Origin of the sequence: Mechercharimyces sp. CAU 1602, assembly GCF_024753565.1 — a bacterium.
GTDB lineage: Bacteria > Bacillota > Bacilli > Thermoactinomycetales > JANTPT01 > Mechercharimyces.
Window position 1 is genome coordinate 985,444 of record NZ_JANTPT010000001.1, and the last position, 23,650, is coordinate 1,009,093.

The 23,650-nt window shown below is 44.5% G+C and carries 28 protein-coding genes and 1 tRNA gene; 25 read left to right on the plus strand and 4 right to left on the minus strand.

The features are described 5' to 3' along the window. Positions 1–87: 87 nt before the first annotated feature. Positions 88–678 (plus strand): genetic competence negative regulator, encoded by a 591-nt coding sequence (locus tag NXZ84_RS05125; RefSeq protein WP_258839193.1) that lies wholly within the window; start codon positions 88–90, stop codon positions 676–678. Here the strand turns inward: NXZ84_RS05125 and NXZ84_RS05130 are convergent. After that, positions 666–1,388, minus strand: coding sequence for a PIG-L deacetylase family protein (locus NXZ84_RS05130; RefSeq protein ID WP_258839194.1), 723 nt, complete (start codon positions 1,386–1,388; stop codon positions 666–668). The two genes, NXZ84_RS05125 and NXZ84_RS05130, sit on opposite strands and share 13 nt — an antisense overlap. Positions 1,389–1,555: 167 nt before the next feature. On the opposite strand from NXZ84_RS05130, the gene NXZ84_RS05135 reads away from it, so the two are divergent. Both NXZ84_RS05135 and NXZ84_RS05140 read left to right on the plus strand, forming a co-directional pair. Then, complete coding sequence (locus NXZ84_RS05135) at positions 1,556–2,845, plus strand: Glu/Leu/Phe/Val family dehydrogenase (RefSeq protein WP_258839195.1); 1,290 nt, start codon at positions 1,556–1,558, stop codon at positions 2,843–2,845. A gap of 89 nt (positions 2,846–2,934) precedes the next feature. Next, a complete protein-coding gene (locus tag NXZ84_RS05140) occupies positions 2,935–3,906 on the plus strand; it encodes a YpdA family putative bacillithiol disulfide reductase (protein ID WP_258839196.1) in 972 nt (323 codons plus the stop codon). Positions 3,907–3,978: 72 nt separating this feature from the next. Here the strand turns inward: NXZ84_RS05140 and NXZ84_RS05145 are convergent, their stop codons facing one another. Beyond that, positions 3,979–4,944: an asparaginase gene (locus NXZ84_RS05145; protein WP_258839197.1), complete on the minus strand. Its 966-nt coding sequence runs from the start codon at positions 4,942–4,944 to the stop codon at positions 3,979–3,981. Positions 4,945–5,096: 152 nt separating this feature from the next. On the opposite strand from NXZ84_RS05145, the gene ypeB reads away from it, so the two are divergent. The 9 genes from ypeB to NXZ84_RS05190 all read left to right on the plus strand — a co-directional run bounded on the left by ypeB (position 5,097) and on the right by NXZ84_RS05190 (position 13,629). Further along, positions 5,097–6,437: a germination protein YpeB gene (ypeB, locus tag NXZ84_RS05150; protein ID WP_258839198.1), complete on the plus strand. Its 1,341-nt coding sequence runs from the start codon at positions 5,097–5,099 to the stop codon at positions 6,435–6,437. A 313-nt stretch (positions 6,438–6,750) separates the two neighbouring features. Further along, positions 6,751–7,422 (plus strand): (d)CMP kinase, encoded by a 672-nt coding sequence (cmk, locus tag NXZ84_RS05155; RefSeq protein WP_258839199.1) that lies wholly within the window; start codon positions 6,751–6,753, stop codon positions 7,420–7,422. 3 nt (positions 7,423–7,425) lie between these two features. Further along, positions 7,426–8,013 (plus strand): lysophospholipid acyltransferase family protein, encoded by a 588-nt coding sequence (locus NXZ84_RS05160; protein WP_258839200.1) that lies wholly within the window; start codon positions 7,426–7,428, stop codon positions 8,011–8,013. A 170-nt stretch (positions 8,014–8,183) separates the two neighbouring features. After that, a complete protein-coding gene (gene rpsA / locus NXZ84_RS05165) occupies positions 8,184–9,341 on the plus strand; it encodes a 30S ribosomal protein S1 (RefSeq protein ID WP_258840339.1) in 1,158 nt (385 codons plus the stop codon). Between the two features lie 112 nt (positions 9,342–9,453). Then, positions 9,454–10,341: a YIEGIA family protein gene (locus tag NXZ84_RS05170; protein WP_258840340.1), complete on the plus strand. Its 888-nt coding sequence runs from the start codon at positions 9,454–9,456 to the stop codon at positions 10,339–10,341. Between the two features lie 15 nt (positions 10,342–10,356). Then, the gene (locus NXZ84_RS05175; protein ID WP_258839201.1) at positions 10,357–10,554 is read left to right on the plus strand and encodes a capping complex subunit for YIEGIA; all 198 of its coding nucleotides are present in this window, start codon (positions 10,357–10,359) and stop codon (positions 10,552–10,554) included. 99 nt (positions 10,555–10,653) lie between these two features. Further along, positions 10,654–11,970 (plus strand): ribosome biogenesis GTPase Der, encoded by a 1,317-nt coding sequence (gene der, locus NXZ84_RS05180; protein ID WP_258839202.1) that lies wholly within the window; start codon positions 10,654–10,656, stop codon positions 11,968–11,970. Positions 11,971–11,999: 29 nt separating this feature from the next. Further along, positions 12,000–12,593, plus strand: coding sequence for a glycerol-3-phosphate 1-O-acyltransferase PlsY (gene plsY / locus NXZ84_RS05185; protein WP_258839203.1), 594 nt, complete (start codon positions 12,000–12,002; stop codon positions 12,591–12,593). A 19-nt stretch (positions 12,594–12,612) separates the two neighbouring features. Further along, positions 12,613–13,629: an NAD(P)H-dependent glycerol-3-phosphate dehydrogenase gene (locus NXZ84_RS05190; protein ID WP_258839204.1), complete on the plus strand. Its 1,017-nt coding sequence runs from the start codon at positions 12,613–12,615 to the stop codon at positions 13,627–13,629. A 188-nt stretch (positions 13,630–13,817) separates the two neighbouring features. On the opposite strand, the gene NXZ84_RS05195 is transcribed toward NXZ84_RS05190, so the two are convergent. After that, positions 13,818–14,621 carry a hypothetical protein gene (locus NXZ84_RS05195; protein ID WP_258839205.1) on the minus strand — a complete coding sequence of 268 codons (804 nt, stop codon included), beginning with the start codon at positions 14,619–14,621 and terminating at the stop codon, positions 13,818–13,820. 146 nt (positions 14,622–14,767) lie between these two features. Between NXZ84_RS05195 and NXZ84_RS05200 the strand changes: the two genes are divergently transcribed. Together NXZ84_RS05200 and NXZ84_RS05205 are read left to right on the plus strand one after the other, a co-directional pair. Beyond that, positions 14,768–14,929, plus strand: a complete 162-nt coding sequence (locus NXZ84_RS05200; RefSeq protein WP_258839206.1) for a hypothetical protein — start codon at positions 14,768–14,770, stop codon at positions 14,927–14,929. Positions 14,930–14,941: 12 nt separating this feature from the next. Then, positions 14,942–15,646: a hypothetical protein gene (locus NXZ84_RS05205; protein WP_258839207.1), complete on the plus strand. Its 705-nt coding sequence runs from the start codon at positions 14,942–14,944 to the stop codon at positions 15,644–15,646. Positions 15,647–15,665: 19 nt separating this feature from the next. Here NXZ84_RS05205 and NXZ84_RS05210 read toward each other — a convergent pair whose 3' ends face one another. Beyond that, positions 15,666–15,935 carry a hypothetical protein gene (locus NXZ84_RS05210; protein WP_258839208.1) on the minus strand — a complete coding sequence of 90 codons (270 nt, stop codon included), beginning with the start codon at positions 15,933–15,935 and terminating at the stop codon, positions 15,666–15,668. Between the two features lie 59 nt (positions 15,936–15,994). Between NXZ84_RS05210 and spoIVA the strand changes: the two genes are divergently transcribed. The 11 genes from spoIVA (at position 15,995) to crcB (ending at position 23,611) form a co-directional block, all read left to right on the plus strand. Then, positions 15,995–17,473, plus strand: a complete 1,479-nt coding sequence (gene spoIVA, locus NXZ84_RS05215; protein ID WP_258839209.1) for a stage IV sporulation protein A — start codon at positions 15,995–15,997, stop codon at positions 17,471–17,473. A gap of 257 nt (positions 17,474–17,730) precedes the next feature. Continuing rightward, a complete protein-coding gene (locus tag NXZ84_RS05220; RefSeq protein WP_258839210.1) occupies positions 17,731–18,006 on the plus strand; it encodes an HU family DNA-binding protein in 276 nt (91 codons plus the stop codon). A 186-nt stretch (positions 18,007–18,192) separates the two neighbouring features. Beyond that, entirely contained in the window at positions 18,193–18,771 is a 579-nt protein-coding gene (gene folE / locus NXZ84_RS05225; RefSeq protein ID WP_258839211.1) for a GTP cyclohydrolase I FolE, read from the plus strand. An 88-nt stretch (positions 18,772–18,859) separates the two neighbouring features. After that, positions 18,860–18,936: transfer RNA gene (locus tag NXZ84_RS05230), tRNA-Pro, on the plus strand. 124 nt (positions 18,937–19,060) lie between these two features. Further along, positions 19,061–19,543 (plus strand): hypothetical protein, encoded by a 483-nt coding sequence (locus tag NXZ84_RS05235; RefSeq protein ID WP_258839212.1) that lies wholly within the window; start codon positions 19,061–19,063, stop codon positions 19,541–19,543. A gap of 81 nt (positions 19,544–19,624) precedes the next feature. Then, the gene (locus NXZ84_RS05240) at positions 19,625–20,380 is read left to right on the plus strand and encodes a heptaprenyl diphosphate synthase component 1 (protein ID WP_258839213.1); all 756 of its coding nucleotides are present in this window, start codon (positions 19,625–19,627) and stop codon (positions 20,378–20,380) included. Positions 20,381–20,383: 3 nt separating this feature from the next. Next, positions 20,384–21,127 carry a demethylmenaquinone methyltransferase gene (locus NXZ84_RS05245; RefSeq protein WP_258839214.1) on the plus strand — a complete coding sequence of 248 codons (744 nt, stop codon included), beginning with the start codon at positions 20,384–20,386 and terminating at the stop codon, positions 21,125–21,127. 17 nt (positions 21,128–21,144) lie between these two features. After that, positions 21,145–22,137: a polyprenyl synthetase family protein gene (locus NXZ84_RS05250; protein ID WP_309495592.1), complete on the plus strand. Its 993-nt coding sequence runs from the start codon at positions 21,145–21,147 to the stop codon at positions 22,135–22,137. A 126-nt stretch (positions 22,138–22,263) separates the two neighbouring features. Then, entirely contained in the window at positions 22,264–22,710 is a 447-nt protein-coding gene (ndk, locus tag NXZ84_RS05255; protein WP_258839215.1) for a nucleoside-diphosphate kinase, read from the plus strand. A gap of 164 nt (positions 22,711–22,874) precedes the next feature. After that, positions 22,875–23,264, plus strand: coding sequence for a fluoride efflux transporter FluC (locus tag NXZ84_RS05260; protein WP_258839216.1), 390 nt, complete (start codon positions 22,875–22,877; stop codon positions 23,262–23,264). Beyond that, positions 23,264–23,611 (plus strand): fluoride efflux transporter CrcB, encoded by a 348-nt coding sequence (crcB, locus tag NXZ84_RS05265; RefSeq protein WP_258839217.1) that lies wholly within the window; start codon positions 23,264–23,266, stop codon positions 23,609–23,611. Before NXZ84_RS05260 ends, crcB begins: the two co-directional genes overlap by 1 nt. Positions 23,612–23,650 lie beyond the last annotated feature (39 nt).

Consider the following 23,650-nt stretch of genomic DNA (forward strand, 5'->3'; position numbering starts at 1 on the left):
AGAAAGTAGATCTAGGTAATAGCGGAACGAACGATGTAAGGTGTTCATAAGCTATGGTAGGGGTCTTCACAAGAGGGAGGGGTAACGATGCGTGTGGAACGTCTGGATCGGGACAAGATTCGATTTTTTTTATCCCTGGATGATCTAGCCGAAAGAGGAATCAAAAAAGAGGATATGTGGCATGATATGCCGAAAGTACATGAACTTTTTAATGATATGATGGAGCAAGCATACCATGAGTTGGGATTTGAGGTTTCAGGTCCAGTAGCCGTTGAAGTATATGCGATGCCGGCGCAGGGAATGATCGTCGTCGTCTCACGCGGAACCTCCCCCAAATTAGGGGAAGATCCATATGATTATGATGCGATGTATGAATTAGAAGTGACGATGGAAGAGAGTGATGAAATCTCCTTCCGATTTGGGGACTTTGAAGATCTCATACAGGCGGCAAAACGAGCTGAAACGTTAGGGATTACTGGTGGGAAAGTGTTTTCTTACAAAGACAAGTATTATCTCTTAATGGATGTGAAGGAAGATACGCAATATTTACAGGGATTTGTTGCTTTGCTCTCTGAATTTGGCGAAGCGACAACGGTAAGTGAAGCGGTATTGGCAGAGTATGGAACGCTCATTTGGAAAGAGAATGCCTTAAAAGAAATTAATCACTACTTTTCATAAGTGAAAAAATGATGTCGGGGTAGTGGAGGCTGTAATGACCCTACCTCGACTTCTTGATAATATTCCGTAGCTCTGATGGAGTGAACGTTACCGGAGAGCGCTGTTGGAAATACTCGCTCAACAGATAAATGTTGTGTGCGATGCTGCCGCAGCGCTTCGATGATGGTGGTGCGATAAGGCCTTACGTCGATGGTGATATTGATTTGATCGTCTGGAGTTGAATAGATAGGAAGTGCGCGTTCTCTCTGTATTGAAGTAGGGATCGTAATATATAACAGGCGTGGACGGGTGTTGTTAGGGAGCTGTTGAACTGCTTTTAAGGTGTTACGTTGGATCGTTTGATGATCGGGGTGCCCTGAGATACCATGTGGAGGAAAAGTGATTACGATTTGAGGTTGTACCTCCTGCAGCGTGTGGAGAAGATCCTTATAAAGTGGTGTCTCGTATCGGTCTAATGATCCATCGGGGAATTGACGTAAGGATAAGGAGGAAACTCCGAGCACATCGCATGCCTGTTGTAGCTCGTTAGCACGCACTCCTGCCAATTCCTGCGTCGTACACAGCGGCGGTTCTCCAGTTTTACCCGCTTCACCACGTGTGGCACAATATACGATACATCGGGCGTCTTTGTGATAACGGGCGATGGTCCCGGCACAGGCGAATGTTTCGTCATCTGGATGAGCGAACGCAAATAGTATAGTTTTATTCATATGAAAAGTCTCCTTGTATACAAATCTCTTTTGTTCTATTATAGCTGGTTTAACGGCAGGAACCAAAAAATCTTGTAATCCGTCGGAAATTCTGTTCTCTTTCTGTCACTAAGTATTGTATACTTGGTATGGATTTGATGGGAACTCTTTTGTTGAGGTGGTCAGGGATGGGGCAAAACTCCGAAGTAACAACGAAGCGTGATCCGGTAGAACCGCAAGAAAATTTAGATGTGTTAGCTTCGACACAAACCGTGATTAAAAAGGCGTTGGAGAAACTGGGTTATCCGGAGCATGTGTTTGAACTTTTAAAAGAGCCGTTGCGCTTTATGCATGTTCGTATTCCGATCAGAATGGATGACGGGCAAGTAAAAGTGTTTACTGGTTATCGTTCACAGCATAATGATGCGGTTGGGCCAACCAAAGGTGGTATACGATTTCACCCTGATGTGACGGAACCGGAAGTGAAAGCGCTTTCTATTTGGATGAGTTTAAAATCAGGGATTGTTGATTTACCCTATGGTGGGGGGAAGGGTGGGATCGTATGCGATCCACGACAGATGTCGTTCCGAGAATTGGAACGGTTGTCCCGTGGATATGTACGAGCCATCAGCCAAATTGTTGGACCGACAAAAGATATACCAGCTCCTGATGTATTTACTAACTCACAAATTATGGCATGGATGATGGATGAATATAGTCGCATCAAAGAATTTGATTCCCCTGGTTTTATCACGGGAAAGCCTCTTGTACTGGGCGGTTCGCGTGGACGAGAAACAGCGACGGCTAAAGGTGTAACGATCATGATTCGAGAAGCGGCCAAAAAACGCGGATTGGATATGAAAAATGCTCGGATCGCGATTCAAGGATTTGGTAATGCGGGTAGCTATCTCGCTAAATTCTTACATGATGCGGGTGCAAAGGTGATCGGTATTTCCGATGCTTATGGAGCTCTGACGGATGATAATGGGCTAGACATTGATTACTTATTAGATCGCCGTGATTCTTTCGGTTCGGTGACCCGCTTGTTTAAAGAGACGATTACAAATCAAGAATTGTTGGAGCTCGATTGTGATATTCTGGTTCCTGCAGCAGTGGAAAATCAGATTACAGCAGCCAATGCGCACCGTATTAAAGCAGGAATTGTAGTGGAAGCAGCTAATGGTCCGACCACATTAGAGGCGACGAAAATCTTGTCAGAACGTGATGTGCTCCTCGTTCCAGATGTATTGGCCAGTGCAGGTGGAGTAACCGTTTCTTATTTTGAATGGGTACAAAATAATCAAGGCTATTACTGGACTGAGGATGAAGTTGAGAAAAAGTTAAATGACGTCATGGTATCCGCTTTTGAGAATGTATATAATACGGCAAAAGTACGGCAGTTGGATATGCGTTTGGCAGCCTATATGGTAGGTGTGCGTAAGATGGCGGAGGCATCGCGTTTCCGTGGTTGGGTCTAATATTATTATTTAAACAAAGTAGAAAAACACCCCATTGATAAAAGATATGGGGGTGTTTTTCGTTTTGTGATGGGGAAGGGGGAAACGATATGTATGACGTCATCGTGATTGGTGCAGGACCATGTGGATTGTCTGTAGCAATAGAATGCAAAAAACGCGGTTTAACTCCACTTGTTATTGAGAAAGGGTGCCTTGCGAATTCAATTTATCATTTCCCCTTATATATGGAGTTTTTTAGTACACCCGAGATGATTGAAATCGGGGGAATGCCCTTTACAACATGGGGGAGGAAACCAGGGAGAACGGAAGCTTTAAAGTATTATTTATCGGTTGCGCGTCGCTATCAATTAGATATCCACACCTTTGAAAAGGTGATACAGATTAAAAGAGGCAGTGGGCAGTTTGTGGTATCGACCCAATGGCGGGATGAACATAGATCATATGTGGCTGCGCATGTTGTGGTAGCAACCGGCTACTATGACTCACCCAAGCAGATGAAGATCCCGGGAGAATCTCTTTCTAAGGTTTATCATTATTTCCGTGAAGCGCATCCGTTTACTGGTCTAGAGGTAACGGTGATCGGGGGTAGAAATTCAGCGATTGATGCTGCTTTGGAATTACAGCAGGTAGGTGCCAATGTAACTATGGTGTATCGGCGGTCTGCATTTACAAGCAGTGTAAAAGCATGGATTCGCCCCATTATTGAAAGTGCGATCTCCAAAGGACAGATTAAGATGTTGTGGGATACAGAGGTGGAACGGATCTCGATGGATGAGGTAGAGGTGTGTCAAGCGGGGGAACGGATCTCATTAAAAAATGATGTTGTATTCGCGATGACAGGTTATAAACCACAGTTGCAATTATTACAAGGGGTGGGGGCAGCTATAGATGCTGAAACAGGAGCGCCTGTTCTAAATGAGGAGACGATGGAGTCAACGATCCCGGGATTGTATGTAGCTGGGGTGATCGTTGGAGGGGATGATACGAGTCGTATTTTTATTGAAAATGGGCGTTTTCATGGAGAAAAAATAGCCGCTCATATTAGTACAAAACAAGACTGAGAAGAGCAGTGAAAAGACCCCTTTTACAATCTGTAAAAGGGGTCTTTTCACTTAAATAGAATTATGTACGAATTACTGCTGAAAGTACTGGCGTACATCCTTATCTTTGGCACTTAGGGCGAGGGTTAGCTTTACCCGTGCTTTTTGCCCATTTAGACCGCTGACTAAAAGGCATCCGAGTTGTTTTAAATGATGCCCACCACCTTCATAACCATAAGAGTCCTCTACAAACCCATTATAACAGCGGGACACGACAACGATTACCATACCAGCTTGGAGTGCTTCCTCTAAAGCGGGAAGCATGTGGGGAGGAAGGTTTCCTTGTCCTAGGGCTTCAATAACCAACCCCTGATAACCGCACTCGCGTGCAACCTTAATAAAGTCTCCATTGGTTCCAGCGGCGGCTTTTATTAAGGCAACCTCAACGCCAGGCTGTATGCTGGGAAGGTGCTGGGTGGGGGCGACGGTTTGTTGGAAGACAACCTCTTTTTTTGTAAGATGGCCGATGGGTCCCGTGGCCGGTGAGCGAAAGGTAGAAATATTACTGGTATGCGTTTTTGTCACAAAGCGGGCAGCATGAATTTCGTCGTTAAAAACGACTAAGGTTCCTTGTCCTACGGATGCATCACTGGTGGCAACCCGAACGGCACTCACAATATTGGAAGGTCCATCGGCTCCTAATTCGTTTTGACTGCGCATGGCGCCAGTAAGAACGACGGGCTGGGTATTGGTAAGAACTAAATCGAGATAGTATGCTGTCTCCTCCAATGTGTCGGTTCCGTGGGTGACGACAATGCCGTCATATCCACCTTCGTCTAAGTAAGTGGAAATGGTATTTGCTAATTGCTCCATTTCAAAGAAAGTCATATGCGGGCTGGGTAGATTAAAGAGTTGCTCCATTTTTACGTCTGCAAAATCAGATACATAGCGCAAGATAGAAGATAATGATGGAGGAGATAAGGGGGTGATCGCATTTGTTTCCGGGTCATCCGCCATGGCGATCGTCCCACCTGTATTGAGGATTAATATATTTTTCATGTTAAAGTTGCTCCTTCCGTTTGTCGGTTCTTTCTCTATATCATATGTCATCTGCTAGGGGGTGGCAAAGGGAGTAATATCGTGTAGGGAATAAAAGAGGAAGAAATCGCTCAAAATAGCGGTAACAATCTACTGTTAAAGGAGAGCTTGCTATGTATAAGCGGATTGCAGCCTACCTCTTTCCTATCGCAACCATTCTCTTTATTGGGACAGCAGTGTGGGGTTATCAGGTGTATCAAGAACGAAGTGAGATGCTAGTGCGTGCAGAAAATCAATATCAGCGTTCCTTTCATGAGCTTAATTATCATATGGTCAAATTGCAGGAGGAGCTCGGGAAGTCACTAGCACTTAATACGCGTAAGCAATTATCGTCTTGTATGACAAATATATGGCGCTTATCTTATGCTGCACAAAGTGATGTAAGTCAGCTTCCATTACGTAAAGGAGTATTGGATCAGACGGAAGAATGGGTATCCAAGATGGGCGATTTCGCGTACCGAGTGGGTGTGAGGGACTTAACCAAAGAGCCGCTCAATGAGCAGGAGTGGAAGACACTTAATACCTTGTACGATGGTTCCAGTAAAGTGCAAAAGGATTTACAAAAGGTACAAAGTGATGTGCTAAGTAAGAGGTGGCGCTGGATAGATGCAGAAAAGACGTTGCAACAAGAGAAGAAAGGGGCAAACAATCCCCTTGTGGACGGCATTCAAAATGTGAACAGCGTTGTGAGTGAATACACCGAGGTGGATTGGGGCCCAACAGCCAACAATATTGAACAGCGTAAACGTGAAAAGTATACCAACTTACAAGGAAAAGAAATAAGTGCGGACGAAGCGAAGAAAAAAACAGCGGCAGTCTTGGGGCTTGATTCCACAAAAGGGATGAAGGTGGCTTTAAATAAGAATGGGGAGTATGAGTTTTACAGTGTGCAAGCGAAGGTGCCATCAGGAGTAGCGGATGTGGATGTCACCAAGCGGGGTGGACACGTGGTGTGGATGATGAAAGATCGGGAAGTGAAAGAGAGCAAGTTAACTCTTGCACAGACACGCGCGAAAGCCGAAGCATTCTTAAAGCAGATTCCCTATACGAATATGGTAGCAGTTGCGTATGATCAGGCAGGAAAGATGGATGCATTCACTTTTATTCACCGTGATGGTGATGTTATGATGTATCCGGAAACGGTCGTTGTTAAAGTGGCAGAAGATAATGGAGAGGTTATGGGTATGCAGGCGGAGGAGTTTGTATTTAACCATGAGCATCGCTCGAATGCTAAGCCGAAGCTTACCTTGGAGAAGGCGCGATCGTATGTGAGTCCGAAATTGCAGGTGAAAAAAGATAACCTAGCTGTGATCTATGGGGATACAGGTGATCCTGTTCTATGCTATGAATTCTTAGGGAACATTAAAGGTAACCAGTACCGTATATTTATTAATGCCTCTACTGGGGATGAAGAATTTGTGGAAAAGGTACAAAGCGCAGCTTCTTCCTTATAATAGCAGAGGAAAAAAACGGGATGTTCTTCATGAACAACCCGTTTTTTTGATTGCATGTCATTGATATAATATGGTATGCTATCAATGTGAATGTAAAGGTAGCTCAATCCTTCATCTTATTACCTGATTGTTTTGGATTAGTACAAGTAAAACGAAATACATAGTGGGTGCAGGAGTTGTATCAGGATTGTGCTAGTTGTTGCTATCGTTCGATATGGATTGCACTTGAAATCGAGTCAATCGAATAAAGTTCATCCACTATCGAGCAGGACTTGTCCTGCTCTTTGTATTTTGTTGTTGGAGGACCCTCTTGATGAAACGATTAATCGTTGCAATTGATGGACCTGCAGGAGCAGGAAAAAGTACTGTTGCTCGTCTTGTAGCACAGGAACTGGGATTAACCTATATCGATACAGGGGCGATGTATCGGGCAGTCGCATGGAAGTCGTTGCAGCTGGAGCAATTAACAGAGGATCGCGTAGCTCGTATGATGCAAGAGACGAGAATCACGCTGGAATCGACTGAATCGGGTTCATTGGTATACGTCGATGAGGTTGATGTTACCAGTCAGATCCGCACGTCTGAGGTTACTGCTCATGCCTCTTTTGTTGCTAAGATCCCGCAAGTGCGTCAGGCTTTGATTGAGATGCAACGCCAGATGGCTAACAGTGGAGTTGTGATGGATGGTCGAGACATTGGTACACACGTCTTTCCTAATGCGGAAGTGAAAGTGTTTTTGACAGCCTCGATCGAGGAACGTGCGCGTCGACGGTATGATGAGATGAAAGAAAAAGGTCTCCCTGTTGACTATGAGAAGTTGAAAGAGGAGATTGGTGCTCGCGATCATGCCGATCAAAACCGGACTCACGCTCCCTTACGACCTGCCGCTGACGCTCACCATGTGGACACGACAGGTCTTAGTATTTCAAATGTGGTAGAAGAGATCCTACAGCTGTGTCGAACGAAACTGGGTGCAGGAGAGTAGCATATGTTATATCAGGTGTTAGGTTATTTTATGCGCCCATTATTTGCTGTACTCTTTCGCTGGGAAGTAGAAGGCTTTGAGAATATCCCTGAGAAGGATCCAGTTGTGTTTTGTTCTAATCATTTCTCTAATTGGGACCCTCCTGTGATCGGTGCTGCTGGCCGGCGCACGTTGGCGATTATGGCAAAAAAAGAGCTACTAGATATCCCTGTAGTAGGACAGATTTTACAGGCATTGGGTGCTTTTCCAGTGCAGAGAGGTCTTGGGGATAACCAAGCGATTCAGTTAGCAGTAGCTGAATTGCATAAAGGCAAATCACTTCTTATCTTCCCTGAAGGGACTCGTTCGAAGACAGGAGAATTAGGAAGAGCACGCCCAGGAGTGATCATTATCGCAGAATCGGCAGGGCTTCCTATTGTACCGATTGCGATTGTAGGTCCTTATCATCCGTTTAAAAAAATTCGCGTTATCTTTGGAGCGCCGATCGATGTAAAGCATGATCCCGCTTATGTGCAACTAGATGCACGTGCTAAAGCACAGAAGGTGATGGATCAGATTGCGACTACGATTGAGCAGAAGAAGATAATGTGAACATAAATTGGCGAGCAGCTTGTTCGCCATGGGGGCGTATCAACCGTCCCTCATGCTGACTGAAGGTACTCGATTACCCTTTGGATTGGTAAGCTCATATGCCGATTGGCAGGGCGAGTTGATAAGTCATCATAGTATTTGTATGTTAAATGAGGAGGTAGTCGTTCATGGTGGAAGAAGAAATGAAGTCAGAAATGACAGAAGTGGCATCGCTTACACGCGGAGATGTTATCAAAGGTAAAGTAAGCAAGGTGGAAGATCGGCAGGCATTGGTGGATGTCGGCTATAAGTTTGACGGTGTCATTCCAATCTCTGAACTATCAAGTCTTCATATTGATAAGGTAGAAGACTTGCTCTCCGTAGGTGACGAAGTAGAAGTAAAAGTTCTTCGTATCAATGATGAGGAGGATAAGTTAATCTTATCTAAACGTGCTATTGATGCAGAGCAGGCGTGGGAAAATCTGAAAAAAGCACAAGAGACAGGTGAAGTGATTGAAGCCGATGTGGCCGATGTGGTTAAGGGCGGATTGGTTGTAGATCTTGGAGTGCGTGGATTTATACCAGCTTCACTGGTAGAGCGCCACTATGTTGAAGATTTTTCAGATTACAAAGGTCGTACCCTCCGCTTGAAAGTAATCGAAATGGATCCGGAAAAAAATAAATTGATCCTCTCGCAAAAAGCAGTATTGGACGATGAGGTAGAGACGAAAAAGCAAGATACATTAAATCAATTGGAAGAAGGACAAGTGCTAGATGGCGTTGTTCAACGCTTGACGGATTTCGGCGCATTTATTGATGTAGGTGGCGTGGATGGTCTTGTACATGTGTCTGAATTGGCATGGGAGCGAGTAGAACACCCATCCGACGTTCTCACTGAGGGAGACGAAATCAAGGTGAAAGTGCTTAGTGTAGACCGTGATCATGAGCGCATCAGCTTGAGCTTGAAAGAAACCTTGCCGGGGCCGTGGGATGTTGTTTCTAGCTCGATTGCAACTGGTGACATCGTGAGCGGACAAGTGCGCCGCCTCGTTTCGTTCGGTGCATTCGTAGAAGTGCATCCAGGGGTAGAAGGCTTGGTTCATATTTCTCAAATCTCGCACCGTCATATTGCTACACCGGAAGAGGTGCTGGAAGAGGGACAAGAAGTTAAGGTGAAGATTCTCGATATGCAGCCAGAGCAAAAGCGTATTAGCTTGAGCATTAAAGAGGTTGAACACGAAGAAGAACGCAAAGAAATTGAATCGTTCGAGCAGTCTAGCGATGATAACTCTAACTCCGGGATTACTTTAGGAGATATGTTTGGTGATCAACTGCGTCGCTTAAAATAAGAAGTTAGTACAAAAAAACCAGCCTAGGGGCTGGTTTTTTTGTATGGATCCACCCTGTCATCGGTCATACTAAGGAAGTAAGTGTGGAAAGATTGGGGGGGTTAGGGTGAGTCTGGACTTGGTTTTGGGTTTAAGCGCCTATACACAAGCGGTAGTATTAGGAATCATTACGGGAATGGTTGTACGTATTCGTATGTTGCGTATCGATTATCGGCAATATCCAACCTATCCTCATGGGCAGTTGATCCATCTTTCATTGGCGTTGATTGCAGCAGCTTTAGGAGCGATTGCCGTTCCTGCGCTGTTGGAACGCAATTATACCGCCGTCACTTTTTTAACCTTGGCGGCACAACAGTTCCGTGATGTGCGCAATATGGAACGGGAAACCCTCTCGAACCTAGATAAAATGGAATTGGTTCCCCGCGGAGCTTCCTATATCGAAGGGATTGCGATGGTGTTTGAGGGTCGTAATTATTTAGTGATTCTTACATCTCTCATCACTGCATTTGCGGCTACGCTTGCCTCTTTATGGGTAGGTATTCTGGTGGCTGTGTTTATGTTCGCTATTGCAGGCTGGCTCCGGACGGGCAAGAAGGTGGAAGATATAGCAGAAGTAGTAGAAGGGAAGTTACGGGTCGAAGGAGCTAGTCTCTATGTAGATGATATCTATTTGATGAATATTGGTTTGGAAGATAATCAACAAAAAATTTTACATAATGGGATTGGATTGATTGCTAAACCTGCAGATAGTTCTGCCCGAATTACATTATCTAACTTGGGACAACGACAAGCGATTTTACATGACTCCAGTTCTATTCTGGGGGTATATCGAGATACAGGAGAACCGGCTTTAACCCCGATTTCAAAACGCGACTTGGATGATGGAAGATTAGGTATTTTATTTTTGCCGCAAGAGCGCAATGTGCCGAAGGCAGTACAAGTGATTCGCAATGTGCCTGTACTGGAGAGTGCCGTTCACTTACCAAATCAATTTCCATAGGAAAGGGGAATGTATATGGGAGTAACGCTGGAGAAAAAGATTTTAGCCATTATTACAAGCAATAAAGAGAAAGTGGGGGGCGGAGCCCCCATCTTTGTAGCTCGCGACGCAGATGAATTAACGTCGATCTCTTTTATCTTGGAGAAAATACTTGATGGAATCGCGCATAAGATAGATGAAGAAACCATGATTATCGTACGTCATGCGGGATAGAATAGTGGATTGTTTTCGATAGGCTAGAGCAGGTCGTAGTATGATACAATAGACGAGGCAAAATAAGTTTATTCGTAGGAGTAAGGAGCGTAAAAGAAGATGTCGTATCCTGTAGTAGCAATCGTCGGTCGACCCAATGTGGGGAAGTCGACGTTATTTAATCGTATCGCAGGTGAGCGTATTTCCATTGTGGAAGATCAGCCTGGGATTACACGTGATCGTATTTATAGTCGTGGAGATTGGAATGGTAGGCCGTTTCATCTTATTGACACAGGCGGCTTAGAAATGGGCGGCAAGGATGAAATGCTGGATCATATTCGCCATCAAGCAGAGTTAGCAATCGAGGAAGCTGATGTGATCATCATGCTTGTTAACGGGAGCGAAGGAATTACTGCGGCGGATGAAGAAGTAGCTCACATGTTATATCGCTCGAAAAAGCATGTTGTTTTAGGAGTAAATAAAATTGATCACCCTAAACATGTGGAAGCATTATATGAATTTTATAGCTTAGGTTTTGGCGATCCTATCGCTGTTTCTGCAGAACATGGTTCGGGGACTGGAGATTTATTAGATGAGGTGGTAGCTCTTTTCCCAGAGGAGGAAGGGGAAGAAGAGTACGATGCTGATACCATTCGTGTTTGTGTGATCGGTCGCCCTAATGCAGGGAAATCATCGCTTGTCAATACGATTTTAGGTGAAGAACGGGTGATTGTTAGCTCGGTGGCCGGGACGACTCGAGATGCTATTGATACACCGTTTACCCGCGATGGACAGGAGTATGTATTGATTGATACGGCTGGTATTCGTAAGCGTGGTAAAGTATATGAATCGACAGAAAAATATAGCGTCTTACGAGCACTAAAAGCATTAGAGCGAGCAGACGTCGCTCTTATTGTGATAGATGGTGAGCGAGGGATTGCGGAGCAAGATAAGCGGATAGCAGGCTATGCTCATGAAGGAGGAAGAGCGTGCATCTTTGTTGTGAATAAGTGGGATGCTGTGGAAAAAGATGAAAGTACGATGCGACGGATGGAAGAAGAGGTTCGCGATCATTTCCACTTTATGAAGTATGCCCCTATTCTTTTTACATCTGCTAAAACAGGACAACGTGTGCACAAAGTGCTACCAGTTGTACAACAAGTAGCAGAGCAACACGCTTTGCGAGTATCTACATCTGCGCTTAACGATGTGATTCAACACGCTTTGATTGCGACGCAACCACCGTCCGATAAAGGTAAGCGTTTACGTATTCAATATGCGACTCAAGTATCTGTAAAACCACCATTAATTTTGCTCTTTGTAAATGATCCAGAAATTATGCATTTTAGTTATATGAGATATTTAGAAAACCGATTGCGGGAAGCGTTTGGCTTTGTCGGTACGCCTGTGCGCATTGGTCTGCGTAAGAAATCCTGATAGCAGATATAGTTGGGGGTGAAGAAACCATGATGCTTGTGGCTTTATTTCTCGCTTATACTCTAGGCTCAATCAGCTTTAGTTATTGGATTTTACGTTTGGTACGCGGAATTGACATCCGTGAACATGGAAGTGGCAATGCTGGAGCCACTAACACTCTCCGTGTGGGTGGGAAAACTTTAGCCATCATTGTTTTTATACTTGATGTAGTAAAAGGGATGGCAGCGGTATGGATAGGTATTCTCTTAAGTGATGGGAACGAGATCGTTCCTTTATTATGTGGTCTCTTTGTGGTCGCTGGGCATAATTGGCCCATCTTGATGAAGTTCCGAGGGGGTAAAGGAGTGGCGACCACGATAGGGGTGATCACGGTTTTATACTTACAAGCAGGTCTACTAGCTGGGCTAGTTGCTATTGTATTCATCTATCTTACGAAGTACGTTTCACTCGGTTCGCTCGTGTTCGTTACGGCTCTGCCACTCTTTATCTGGTTGCTACAATACGAACCCCTTCACTATTCACTTACCTTTAGTTTAATGATTATGCTATTCGCTTATATACAGCATCGAGCGAACATTGGCAGAATGATTAGAGGCGAGGAGAATCGGTTGGGTTCCAAATAAATAGTGAGAGGGTGAGAGGATGGCAAAAGTAGCCGTTGTGGGTGCGGGAAGCTGGGGAACTGCGTTGGCAGCTGTGCTTGCAGATAACGGGAATGAGGTTTTGTTATGGGCACGGCATGCTGAAGTGGTAACAACGATCAATGAGAAAAGATGCAATCAGAAGTACTTACCTACTCACTCCTTGCCAGACGGTTTACAGGCAACGTCGTCAATGATGGACGCGGTTGATGGAGCGGAACTAATATTGGTTGCGGTTCCTTCGCATGCATTGCGAGCAGTAGTGAGAGAAGTGCGTCCATATCTGGGAGAAGAGGCGCTGGTTGTTCATGCAACCAAAGGATTTGAGTTGGATTCGTTAAAAAGAATGTCTGAAGTGATTGTTGAAGAGGTACCATCAATAGGGAATCGTGTAGCTGTCCTCTCAGGTCCTAGCCATGCAGAAGAAGTGATCGCTAAACAACCTACTACAGTAGTGATCGCCTCACACTCGGAACAGACTGCATGTGTCGCACAGTCACTCTTTATAAACTCCTATTTTCGTGTTTACACCAATCCTGATGTGATTGGAGTGGAGATTGGAGGAGCCCTTAAAAATATTATCGCTCTGGGAGCAGGACTGTCTGATGGACTTGGCTTTGGTGATAATGCGAAGGCGGCTTTGATGACCCGTGGACTGGCAGAGATGACGCGTCTAGGAACGAAAATGGGTGCAGACGCAATTACTTTTTTGGGTTTAGCAGGTGTAGGTGATTTGATGGTAACGTGTACGAGTCATCATAGTCGAAATTGGCGTGCGGGCCATCTGCTAGGACAAGGTAAGGCATTAGAGGATGTGTTACAAGAGATGGGTATGGTTGTGGAGGGTGTGAAAACTACTCGGGCAACACAGCGCTTAGCTACCTCTTTTGAGGTGGAAATGCCCATTACCACTGCTTTATACAAAGTGCTATTCGAAGGGATGGAACCGCGTCTGGCGGTGGAAGCATTGATGAATAGAGGGAAAACTTCGGAGGCGGCAGAACTTTTAAAGGGCTAATATAGGCATTTTGGCTGTTACCAGTTGGACATTACTTTCATACGCTGTAGTACATCCTACCAACACCATAACTTAACGCTCTTTGTTGATCAGGGAAGGGACCAGTTGGTCACATAGTGGATAGTTTTCAATGGATGAGGGTAGGTATGGTAAGGGGGTAACACGGTAATCCGTGTTACCCCCCTTTTTTACTTTCCGCTTTTGAGCAGAGAAGAAATGATTCCTCTTACAATGGGCGACTGCATCAGTTTCATCATTTTTCCTAGGTCGACGAATTCCAGCAGTTTAAGCATAGCAAGCGGGTTACTGCCCCCTCCTTTATTTGTTCCCTTATTCTGCTCATTTGGAGGAAAGAGGGGAAGATTTGGGGTAGAGCCTTTGTCTTTATTATTGTCTTGGAAAAAAGGAAAGGGAGGGGCAGCATCGGTCTGTTGGTTATTGGAAGGGGCGTAATCGGAGAAAGGCTGGTTGGATTCTGGTTGTTGTTCGTAATAGGGGTATGGGGGAGGTGAGGATGGACGCCGGCGAGGTTTAGATGGACGCCTAGGTTGATTAAAGTCGGGAAAAGGTTGGTTTTCAAAATCGGAATGAGTGTCAGGTTGTGGATATGCGTTTCGTTCTTCTGTAGGGGTGCGTGTTGATTGACCATCTTGGTTATTAAAATATTTCTGTGCAAATTCGAACATTTGGTAAGTGGAGTCAAACATTTTCTCCACACGTTGCAAAGAACTACTCAAATCTTGTACAGTGGAACGTATTGTGAAGAAATTGCCTAAAAGACTAGCTAAATTAAACGAAGAGAGGGATTTATCTTTTGTTGTTGGTAGCTGGGGGGATTGTGCTTGATACCGCGGTGTTGGTGTGGATCGCCTGGGCCTCGTGGTCCGGTTACGCGGTTTGGCAGGGGGTCTTTTTTTGGGTCGCTGCTGCGGTGTGGCTTTTTGCTGAGCGTGAAGAGCAGGACTTTTCTGTACGATGGGACGTTGTTTCATAATACGCGACCTCCATCTAGGGCTGATGTCTTTTCATCCTATTCCTGTGCCCCCCGTTTCGAGCAAGGCATGCGCCCGCAATATGCGTAGGTATATGCGGATTTGCTATAATGGAAATGAATTCTTTAGAGAAGGATGGATGAAGAGTGGACTTTTATATTGCCATTACGTTGATTTTAGTGATAAACATAGCTGTAGCTGTAGCGCGTGTTACAAAATTTAAGTGGTTACGGTGGTTACTTTGGGGTGTGGCTATTCTGATGTTACTCCCCGCATTGATGTTCGGTTTGCGCGCGCTGACGGTATAAGGAGAGATGAATATGAATATGCGATTTGTGGTGGTTCTGTTCCCATTACTGATGTTGGTTTCCGGCTGTGGAAATCCAACTAACTGGGCAAACAATAACGAAGGAGATTTGCTACAGCATGTCGGACGGGTGCAATCGGAAGTGGATGCTTATCTTGATCAAAATGATGGGCGTTTGCCGATTCGCTCTGGAGGGGAGCAGAAGCCTCTTTATCAAAAGTATGTAATTAACTTTCATGAACTGGGCTCCAAACCGCCTTCGTCTGGTTATGAACAAGGGGGGCACTACTTGTTTGTATTGGTAGATGAAAAAGATCCAACAGTGAAGCTGTTTGATGTTCGAGTTTCCCAGAGCGTAGCCTCTGTTCAGATGGCAGTGAACCGTTATCTTAACGATAAACGAGAGTTGCCTAAAAATGAAGAAGTAAGTTCCGGCTTTTATCGAGTAGATTTTAGCAAACTTAACATGGAACCCGTCACTGTTCCTAGTTCATATTCGGGAGAAATTCAGCTCCCTTTAGTGATGGATAAGAGTGGGGGCATATTTGTCGATTATCGGATGGATGTTATGCAGATCATACAGCAGCAAAAGGAGAAAATACAAGAGGGAACGGATGCGAGAGAATTATTGCTAGAGTCTTCTATTTACGTACCCGCACATTCACCTCCTACTATTTTTCGAGATGGGGATCCAGTTTTCGTTGAAAAAAGAGACTAAAAAAGTGTATATATAGCTACTATGGGGCATAAGATGAACGACAAGTAAAGGCGAAGGAGTGGGTGCGTTTGGAAAGCTGGTTATTCCACTTGATTTCCATACCGGCCATCTTTGTGATGGGTCGTTTATCTGCCTCGGTGAAAATCGTAGGATTTCGTACTAAATCAGTAGTAGGGAGTAGCAAACGCCAGAAACGAGTGATCCGGTGAGGATGACTCGTTTTTATTGTGGTGAGTGGGATAGGCAAGCTTTTTTCTGCATAAGAATCATAATACAAGGATCCTCTCATATATTTATAGTGTTTGAAAGCTTCGCGCCGACAGGGTAGAGAATAAGGAGGCTGTAAAAATGAAGAAAATAGATATTTTCACAGATATTGCGGAACGGACAGGAGGAGACATATATCTGGGTGTCGTCGGTGCGGTCCGCACAGGGAAGTCTACATTTATCAAGCGCTTTATGGAGCAAATGGTAATCCCTAATATTAGTAATGAAGCGGATCGGTCACGGGCAACGGATGAACTTCCGCATAGTGGAGCGGGTAGAACCATTACGACGATTGAACCCAAGTTTGTTCCTAATCAAGCAGTCAACCTGGCAGTTAGTGAAGGATTAGATATCAATGTACGGGTTGTAGATTGTGTAGGGTATGCCATAGCTGGCGCCAGGGGATACGAAGATGATCATGGTCCGCGGATGATTAATACCCCTTGGTTTGAGGAGCCTATTCCTTTCCAAGAGGCAGCTGAAGTGGGAACGCGTAAGGTGATTCAAGAGCATTCGACGATGGGGGTTGTGGTAACCACCGATGGCTCTATTACTGATATCCCACGTGAATCTTATGAAGAGATTGAGGAGCGAATTGTAGGTGAGTTAAAAGAAGTAGGGAAACCATTTATTCTTCTATTAAATTCTACACAACCATATAGTGAAGAAGCACAAGCGTTGCGGAATGAATTGGCGGAACGTTATGACATTCCAGTATTGGCAGTTAGCGTTGCGACGATGATGGAAGAGGATTTCCTCGCTGTTCTTAAAGAAGTTCTCTTTGAATTCCCTGTACATGAAGTAAATGTAAACCTGCCAAGCTGGGTAATGGTTCTCGACGATGAGCATTGGCTCAGAAATGAGTTTGAAGCTTCGGTTCACGATACGGTTAAAGATATACGCCGACTACGTGATGTAGATGAGATGGTGTATCACTTTGAAGATTACGAGTTTATCGATCGAGCAGCGTTATCAGGGATGGATATGGGACACGGGATCGCAGAAATTGATCTATACGCTCCGGATGAGCTCTACGATGAGATTTTGACAGAGGTAGTTGGGGTAGAGATACGCGGGAAGGACCACTTACTTCAACTGATGCAAGAGTTTAGCAAAGCCAAGACAGAGTACGATAAGATAGCAGATGCTTTACAGATGGTAAAGACGACAGGCTACGGTGTGGCTGCGCCTACATTGGAAGAGATGTCGCTCGATCAGCCTGAGTTGATTAAACAAGGGCCGAGGTTCGGTGTTCGTTTAAAAGCGACAGCACCTTCCATCCATATGATACAGGTGGATGTACAGTCGGAATTTGCACCCATTATTGGCTCTGAGAAGCAGAGTGAAGAATTAGTCAACTATTTGATGAGAGACTTTGAAGATAATCCTTTGCAAATTTGGGAGTCTGATATTTTCGGACGTTCTCTCCACTCGATCGTGCGGGAAGGTATTCAAGCGAAGATTGCTATGATGCCGGAAAACGCTCGCTTCAAATTGCAAGAAACTTTGGAGCGTATTATCAATGAAGGATCAGGGGGCCTTATCGCCATTATCTTATAGATAGTAAAGGGACAGGTTTGTCCCATATATGATATCGAAGCGCTCATTTAGGGTGCTTTTTTTGCTTTATTGCCTATAACTACTTGAACTTGCCGTACGTCTATATTACAATGAACTGGCGAGATTGACCATATTCGCCTTCAAACAGCGGATTATATGGCAATCGCGACGAAAAAGCTGACTGGTAGGGATTGTTTCTCTATTGGTAGGGGAGCTATTACTCTCTGGCATTCCTTTATACTTGGGAGGTCAATAACATGAACAAAGCAGATTTAATTTCGCAAGTAGCTGAAAAGACCGATATGACGAAGAAAGATGCTACTATGGCTGTCGACGCTGTTCTCGACGCTATTACGGATGCGCTTCGTGATGGTGATAAGGTTCAGCTGATCGGTTTCGGTAACTTTGAAGTTCGCGATCGTGCAGCACGTAAAGGTCGTAACCCACAAACGGGTGAAGAGATTGATATCGCTGCTAGCAAAGTACCAGCATTCCGTCCTGGTAAAGCACTAAAAGACGAAGTAAACGGTTAATCTCGTTTGCCTCTTGGGTACATAGACGCATTGCTATAGACAATGCGGCCCATACAAAAAAGCCCCCGCAACAGCAGGGGCTTTTTTGTATGGGCTGAGAAAGAGGCACGAAGCTAGATACTTATGATATAATCGGGGACGTACAAGCAAAGAGTAAGTATAGGTGTTTAAGGATGGACCGATATCATGGAGGCGACAACAATCATGGTGAATCACGACAAGATAGAGCAAGCAGTACGTATGATTTTAGAGGCAGTAGGCGAGGATCCTGATCGGGAAGGGTTGCTAGATACTCCTAAACGCGTTGCGCGTATGTATGAAGAGGTATTTGCTGGTTTGCATCAGGATCCAGAGGAACACTTTTCAGTCGTGTTTAGTGAAGATCATGAAGAGCTAGTGCTAGTAAAAGATATTCCGTTTTTTTCGATGTGCGAGCACCACTTAGTTCCTTTCTTTGGAAAAGCACACGTTGGGTATATTCCTAAAGGAGGACGCGTAACTGGCTTAAGTAAGCTGGCACGTGCCCTTGAAGCTGTGGTGCGCCGACCGCAATTGCAAGAACGTATTACAGCAGATGTAGCGGATGCGATTGCACGTAAAATCGAACCACACGGTGTAATTGTAGTAATTGAAGCAGAACACATGTGTATGACGATGCGCGGAGTAAAAAAACCTGGCTCTAAAACGGTTACGTCTGCAGTACGAGGAATCTTTGCTGAAGATGCTGCCGCACGAGCCGAAGCATTAAGTTTGATTCGCGATTAAGAAGCTGTAAACACCGGTATCAAATCTTGACAGTGTCAATAAATGAAGGTATAATGGAATTTGTCTTCACTTGATACATATTTGATGCCGGGCTATGGCGCAGCTTGGTAGCGCGCTTGCATGGGGCGCAAGAGGTCGTCGGTTCAACTCCGGCTAGCCCGACCATATATAAATAAAGAGCTCTTCCTTTAGGAAGAGCTCTTTATTTATATATGGTGATTACGAAGAAAAGGCATGTTTTCCTGAAAGTTTCGATAAAATGGAGACAAGAAGAAAAGGAGGACAGCTTATGAATCGTTTTCCTCGATGGATGGTGATGTCACTCTCCATAGCAATTGTATTAGCTCTCTTATTATCTTTGGTGCCAACGCTATGGACGTTTCCTCTCGACCAGGAGCGCCCAACCTTCTCTTTCTTGAGGGAAAGTGAAGAAATATCAGAAGAAAATCTCGTTGATTTTATAGTTAAGCAACATTGGACACTGCCTCTGCGCCATGTAGAATGGGATGATCAGGCTTTAACATTAGAGATAGAGATAGAGAAAAAGGTAGCAGGGGAAGGCGAGTACCACTCTCTGTTGGCAATCATTCAGAGTAGCTTTAAAAAGACAAACAATATCCAGATCGTGCAAATTCGTGTACACGCTGAAAATGATGAACCCTGGATGACCGTATTAGCTAATCGTAATGATCTGCAAATGGAAAATAGAGATCACCTCCGTTCGAAACAATTGCTGGAAAAACAATTCGAGGTGAGATATACCAACCCTTGAGCCTGTAGAGCTCGCAGAATTGTGTTATACTGACCTAAGAGAAATGTTTAGAGTGCGTTGCTTGTTGGGGGAGGGGCACAGATGACATCCATAGATAAAGAACTGGGTGGAGTGCGATCGGTCCTGGCCGCAGATATTAGTCATCCGTATCTGGAGAAAAATATCGGGCAGATACAAATTCCTGATTTTTATACGGGACTGGTGTATGCGGCTGTGCAAAGTGGATCACTCGCATCTGAGCGTGTAAACGCAGTCAGTTCTGCCATCATTTTATTACAGATGGGTTTAGACATTCATGATCATGTTTCTGTCGACGGCGAGGAAACGTTGACCGGAATGCGAAAGAGACAATTAATGGTGTTAGCAGGTGACTATTTTAGTAGTCTTTTTTATCGTCGACTAGCAGAAGTAGGGGAAATTAGCTTGGTTGCTCTTATCTCTGAAGGGATTTGGCAGATGAATCAAGCAAAAGTAGATCTTTATACGAAAACAGAAGAAGCAGGATATAATGGATTATCGTCGAAGGAAAAGGTTAGCTATCTTACATCTATTCGTAGTAATATCTTAGTTAAAACCACACAATATTTTACGGGTACAGATAGAGGCACTTGGGAAGAGCTTATTCATCACTTGATCTGGGCAGACTGTCTCTGTGAGGAACAGCAAAGGGGAGCAGCAGAGCTTCAGTTGATGAAAGAGGAAGCTGAGCTATCTATCAAGAAAGCAATGTTTCTACTCGACCAGCTACAATCTGTGGATGTACGCTTTTTTTTACAGGAGCTGATTCAGCGGCGCTTTGGAGCGATGGCCCAGGAACCCGTTGGACGAGAGGGATGACCAATGAAAAAAAGAGAGATGCAGCATGAGACGAAGAAAGAATTTGTACATGATGTTTTCCAGAGTATCGCACATAAATATGATCGTATGAATTCGGTACTCAGTTTTCGAAGGCATAAAGTATGGCGTGCGAAAACGATGGAAAAGATGAATGTTCAACCAGGGGATACCGCATTGGATGTCTGCTGTGGAACGGGAGACTGGGCGATCGCTCTAGCGAAGGCTTCGCGCACTGGGGAAGTGATCGGTCTTGATTTTAGCGAAAATATGTTGGCAGTGGGTGTAACGAAGGTAGAGACAGAGGGGTTGGAGCAGCAATTACAACTGATCCACGGTGATGCGATGCACCTTCCTTTTCCTGATAACAGCTTTGATCATGCTACCATCGGTTTCGCTCTACGAAATGTACCTGATTTGCGCCAGGTTTTATCAGAAATGAAGCGGGTGGTCAAGCCAGGCGGGCAAGTGGTTTCATTAGAGTTATCGAAGCCTACTGTGACTTTATTTCGTTCTTTGTATTATTTTTACTTCCAGCGGGTACTTCCGCTGATTGGCAAAGTGGTTGCTAAACGATATGAGCAGTATCGTTGGCTACCTGAATCGCTACTCGATTTTCCGGATTATCGCCAGCTGGCTGATATTATGAAAGATGAAGTTGACTTGGAAATTGTCGATGTGACTCCGCTAACGGGAGGCATTGCGGCGATCCATATAGGGCGAAAAAAAGGACAAACATGTAGTGAATAGGAACGAGGATCAATCTTATGTCGGCGATGGTGAATAGTATGAGGCTTGATGACATTTATCGTAGTTTGGAAGCGGACATTCGTGAGGTTGAGCGGGAATTGACAAGGGTGATTCAGACCGACCATCCTCTTTTAAATGAGTCCGCTAATCATTTGTTGGTCGCAGGCGGGAAACGGATGCGGCCTGTTTTTTCGTTGCTTGCAGGAAAGTTTGGTCGGTATGATTTAGCCAATTTGAAAAAAGTAGCGGTGCCACTGGAATTGATTCATATGGCTACGTTGGTACACGATGATGTGATTGATAATGCAGAGACGCGTAGAGGGCAGCCAACGGTAAAAACGAAATGGGATAATCGGATTGCTATGTATACGGGTGATTATATCTTAGGACAAGCACTCTCGTTAGCAGGAGAAGTAGAAGATCCACGAGTCCATCAAGTGGTCTCAAAGGCGGTAACAGAGATGTGTTTAGGAGAGATAGAGCAAATTCGGGATTTTTATCGCTGGGAGCAGACAACATCACGGTATTTACGGCGGATCAAAAGAAAAACTGCACTTTTGATCGCGGTTAGTTTTCATACGGGTGCGTTAGTAAGTGAAGTTCCAGCTGACTTGACTCGCCGCCTTCATCTCTTTGGTTATTACATGGGGATGGCGTTTCAACTGACCGATGATGTTCTTGACTTTACGGGTGATGACCAATCACTAGGTAAACCTGCCGCTAGCGATCTACGTCAGGGGAATATCACGTTACCAGTGATCTATGCCATTCACTGTGCCGATGGGCGAATACGAAATCCTGTGTTGCGCTATGTTCAAGGGGATCACAGTTTGTCTGCCATTGATGGGGCGATTGAGGCGGTGCGCAATTCTGGAGGTATCTCTTATACTAATCAGCTAGCTCAGCGTTATTTGGCAAAAGGTTTTGCTCTGTTGGAGAAAATGCCTGCTTGCCATGCACGGGATCTATTAGAGCAATTGGCGCGATTTATAGAACAGCGTTCCTATTAATAGGTTTTTGTTTGCCTTCGCACCGTTTTTCTGATAAAATGCCCTTTGGTTACATAACGACCAATTAATAATGAAAAGAAAAGAGATCATCTATATAGATGAATCATGTCATGGAGGATGAGTGTAATGGAAAAAACATTTTTAATGGTAAAGCCAGATGCTGTTCAGCGTGGTCTTATTGGTGAAATCGTAGCTCGTTTCGAGAAGAAAGGATTTAAACTCGTTGGTGCAAAATTGATGACGATTCCTGAAGAATTGGCGAAAGAGCACTATGGTGAGCATAAAGAGCGCCCTTTCTTTGGAGAATTGGTCAACTTTATCACTTCCGCACCCGTCTTTGCGATGGTGTGGGAAGGTGACGATGTGATTGCTACCGCACGTCAAATGATGGGTAAAACCAACCCCAAAGAAGCAGCGCCTGGTACAATTCGTGGGGACTTTGGGATTAGTGTTGGTATGAATATTATTCATGGTTCTGACTCGGCCACCAGTGCTGAGCGTGAAATCTCGTTGTTCTTTGATGAAAAGGAACTAAATGTGTTTACGAAAACGATGGATGAGTGGATTTACTAAGCGAAACTCGTCAAATCCTTTTATATGAGAAAAAGCCGATGATTCCTGGAGGAGTCATCGGCTTTTTTACATGTATTCTCATAATATGTAAACAAGTTTGCTACACAAACTAATAAAATAGATGAGGTAAATTGCGGCATGCAGTTTAAGATCAGGAGGTAAAAATGAAAATCATGTGGAGTGTGGGGATTGGAGGAATGGTGGGCGCTACTTTACGTTATTTGTTATCGTTAGGTATTGCTCAGGTAGGTGTCTCTTTTCCGCTGGCGACACTAGTGACAAATTGGCTAGGGTGCTTTCTACTCGCTTGGTTTATTGTGTGGACTAACCAATATCTTAAGCTGGCGTTGGAGCTGAGAGTAGGGATTGGAACAGGGCTTATCGGTTCATTTACCACGATGTCTACATTTAGTGTGGAAATGGTGCAGCTATTTCAGCAGGGGGACGTATTGGTTGTATGTTTTTATGGTTTCCTCAGTCTTAGTGGTGGTCTGTTGCTCGTCCTGGTGGGATTTAAGCTCGGGAGTACGAAAAAGAAAAGAGAGGAGATATGATGAAGATTGTATTGGTTGCTTTAGGAGGGTTTGGGGGTGCTCTCTTGCGATGGTGGATGAGCCGCTTTTTTAACGATTTTTCTTCTACAAGTCCATTTCCGTTGGGAACACTACTTGTCAATGTGCTTGGTTCGTTTCTATTGGGATATTTGTATGAAATATTCGGATCTGATGAGATGTATTTGTTAGTCGGAGTAGGTTTTCTTGGCTCATTCACAACATTTTCAACCTTTCAGTTGGAAACAGTCTATTTATGGCGGGATAGAAAGTGGACGCTCTCTATTTTATATTTCATCTTGACCTATGTTTTGAGCATCTGTGCAGCTTGGGTGGGATATCTGCTTTAGAGATAAGGGGATCACCTGTATTCTCTAAATACTTATTGA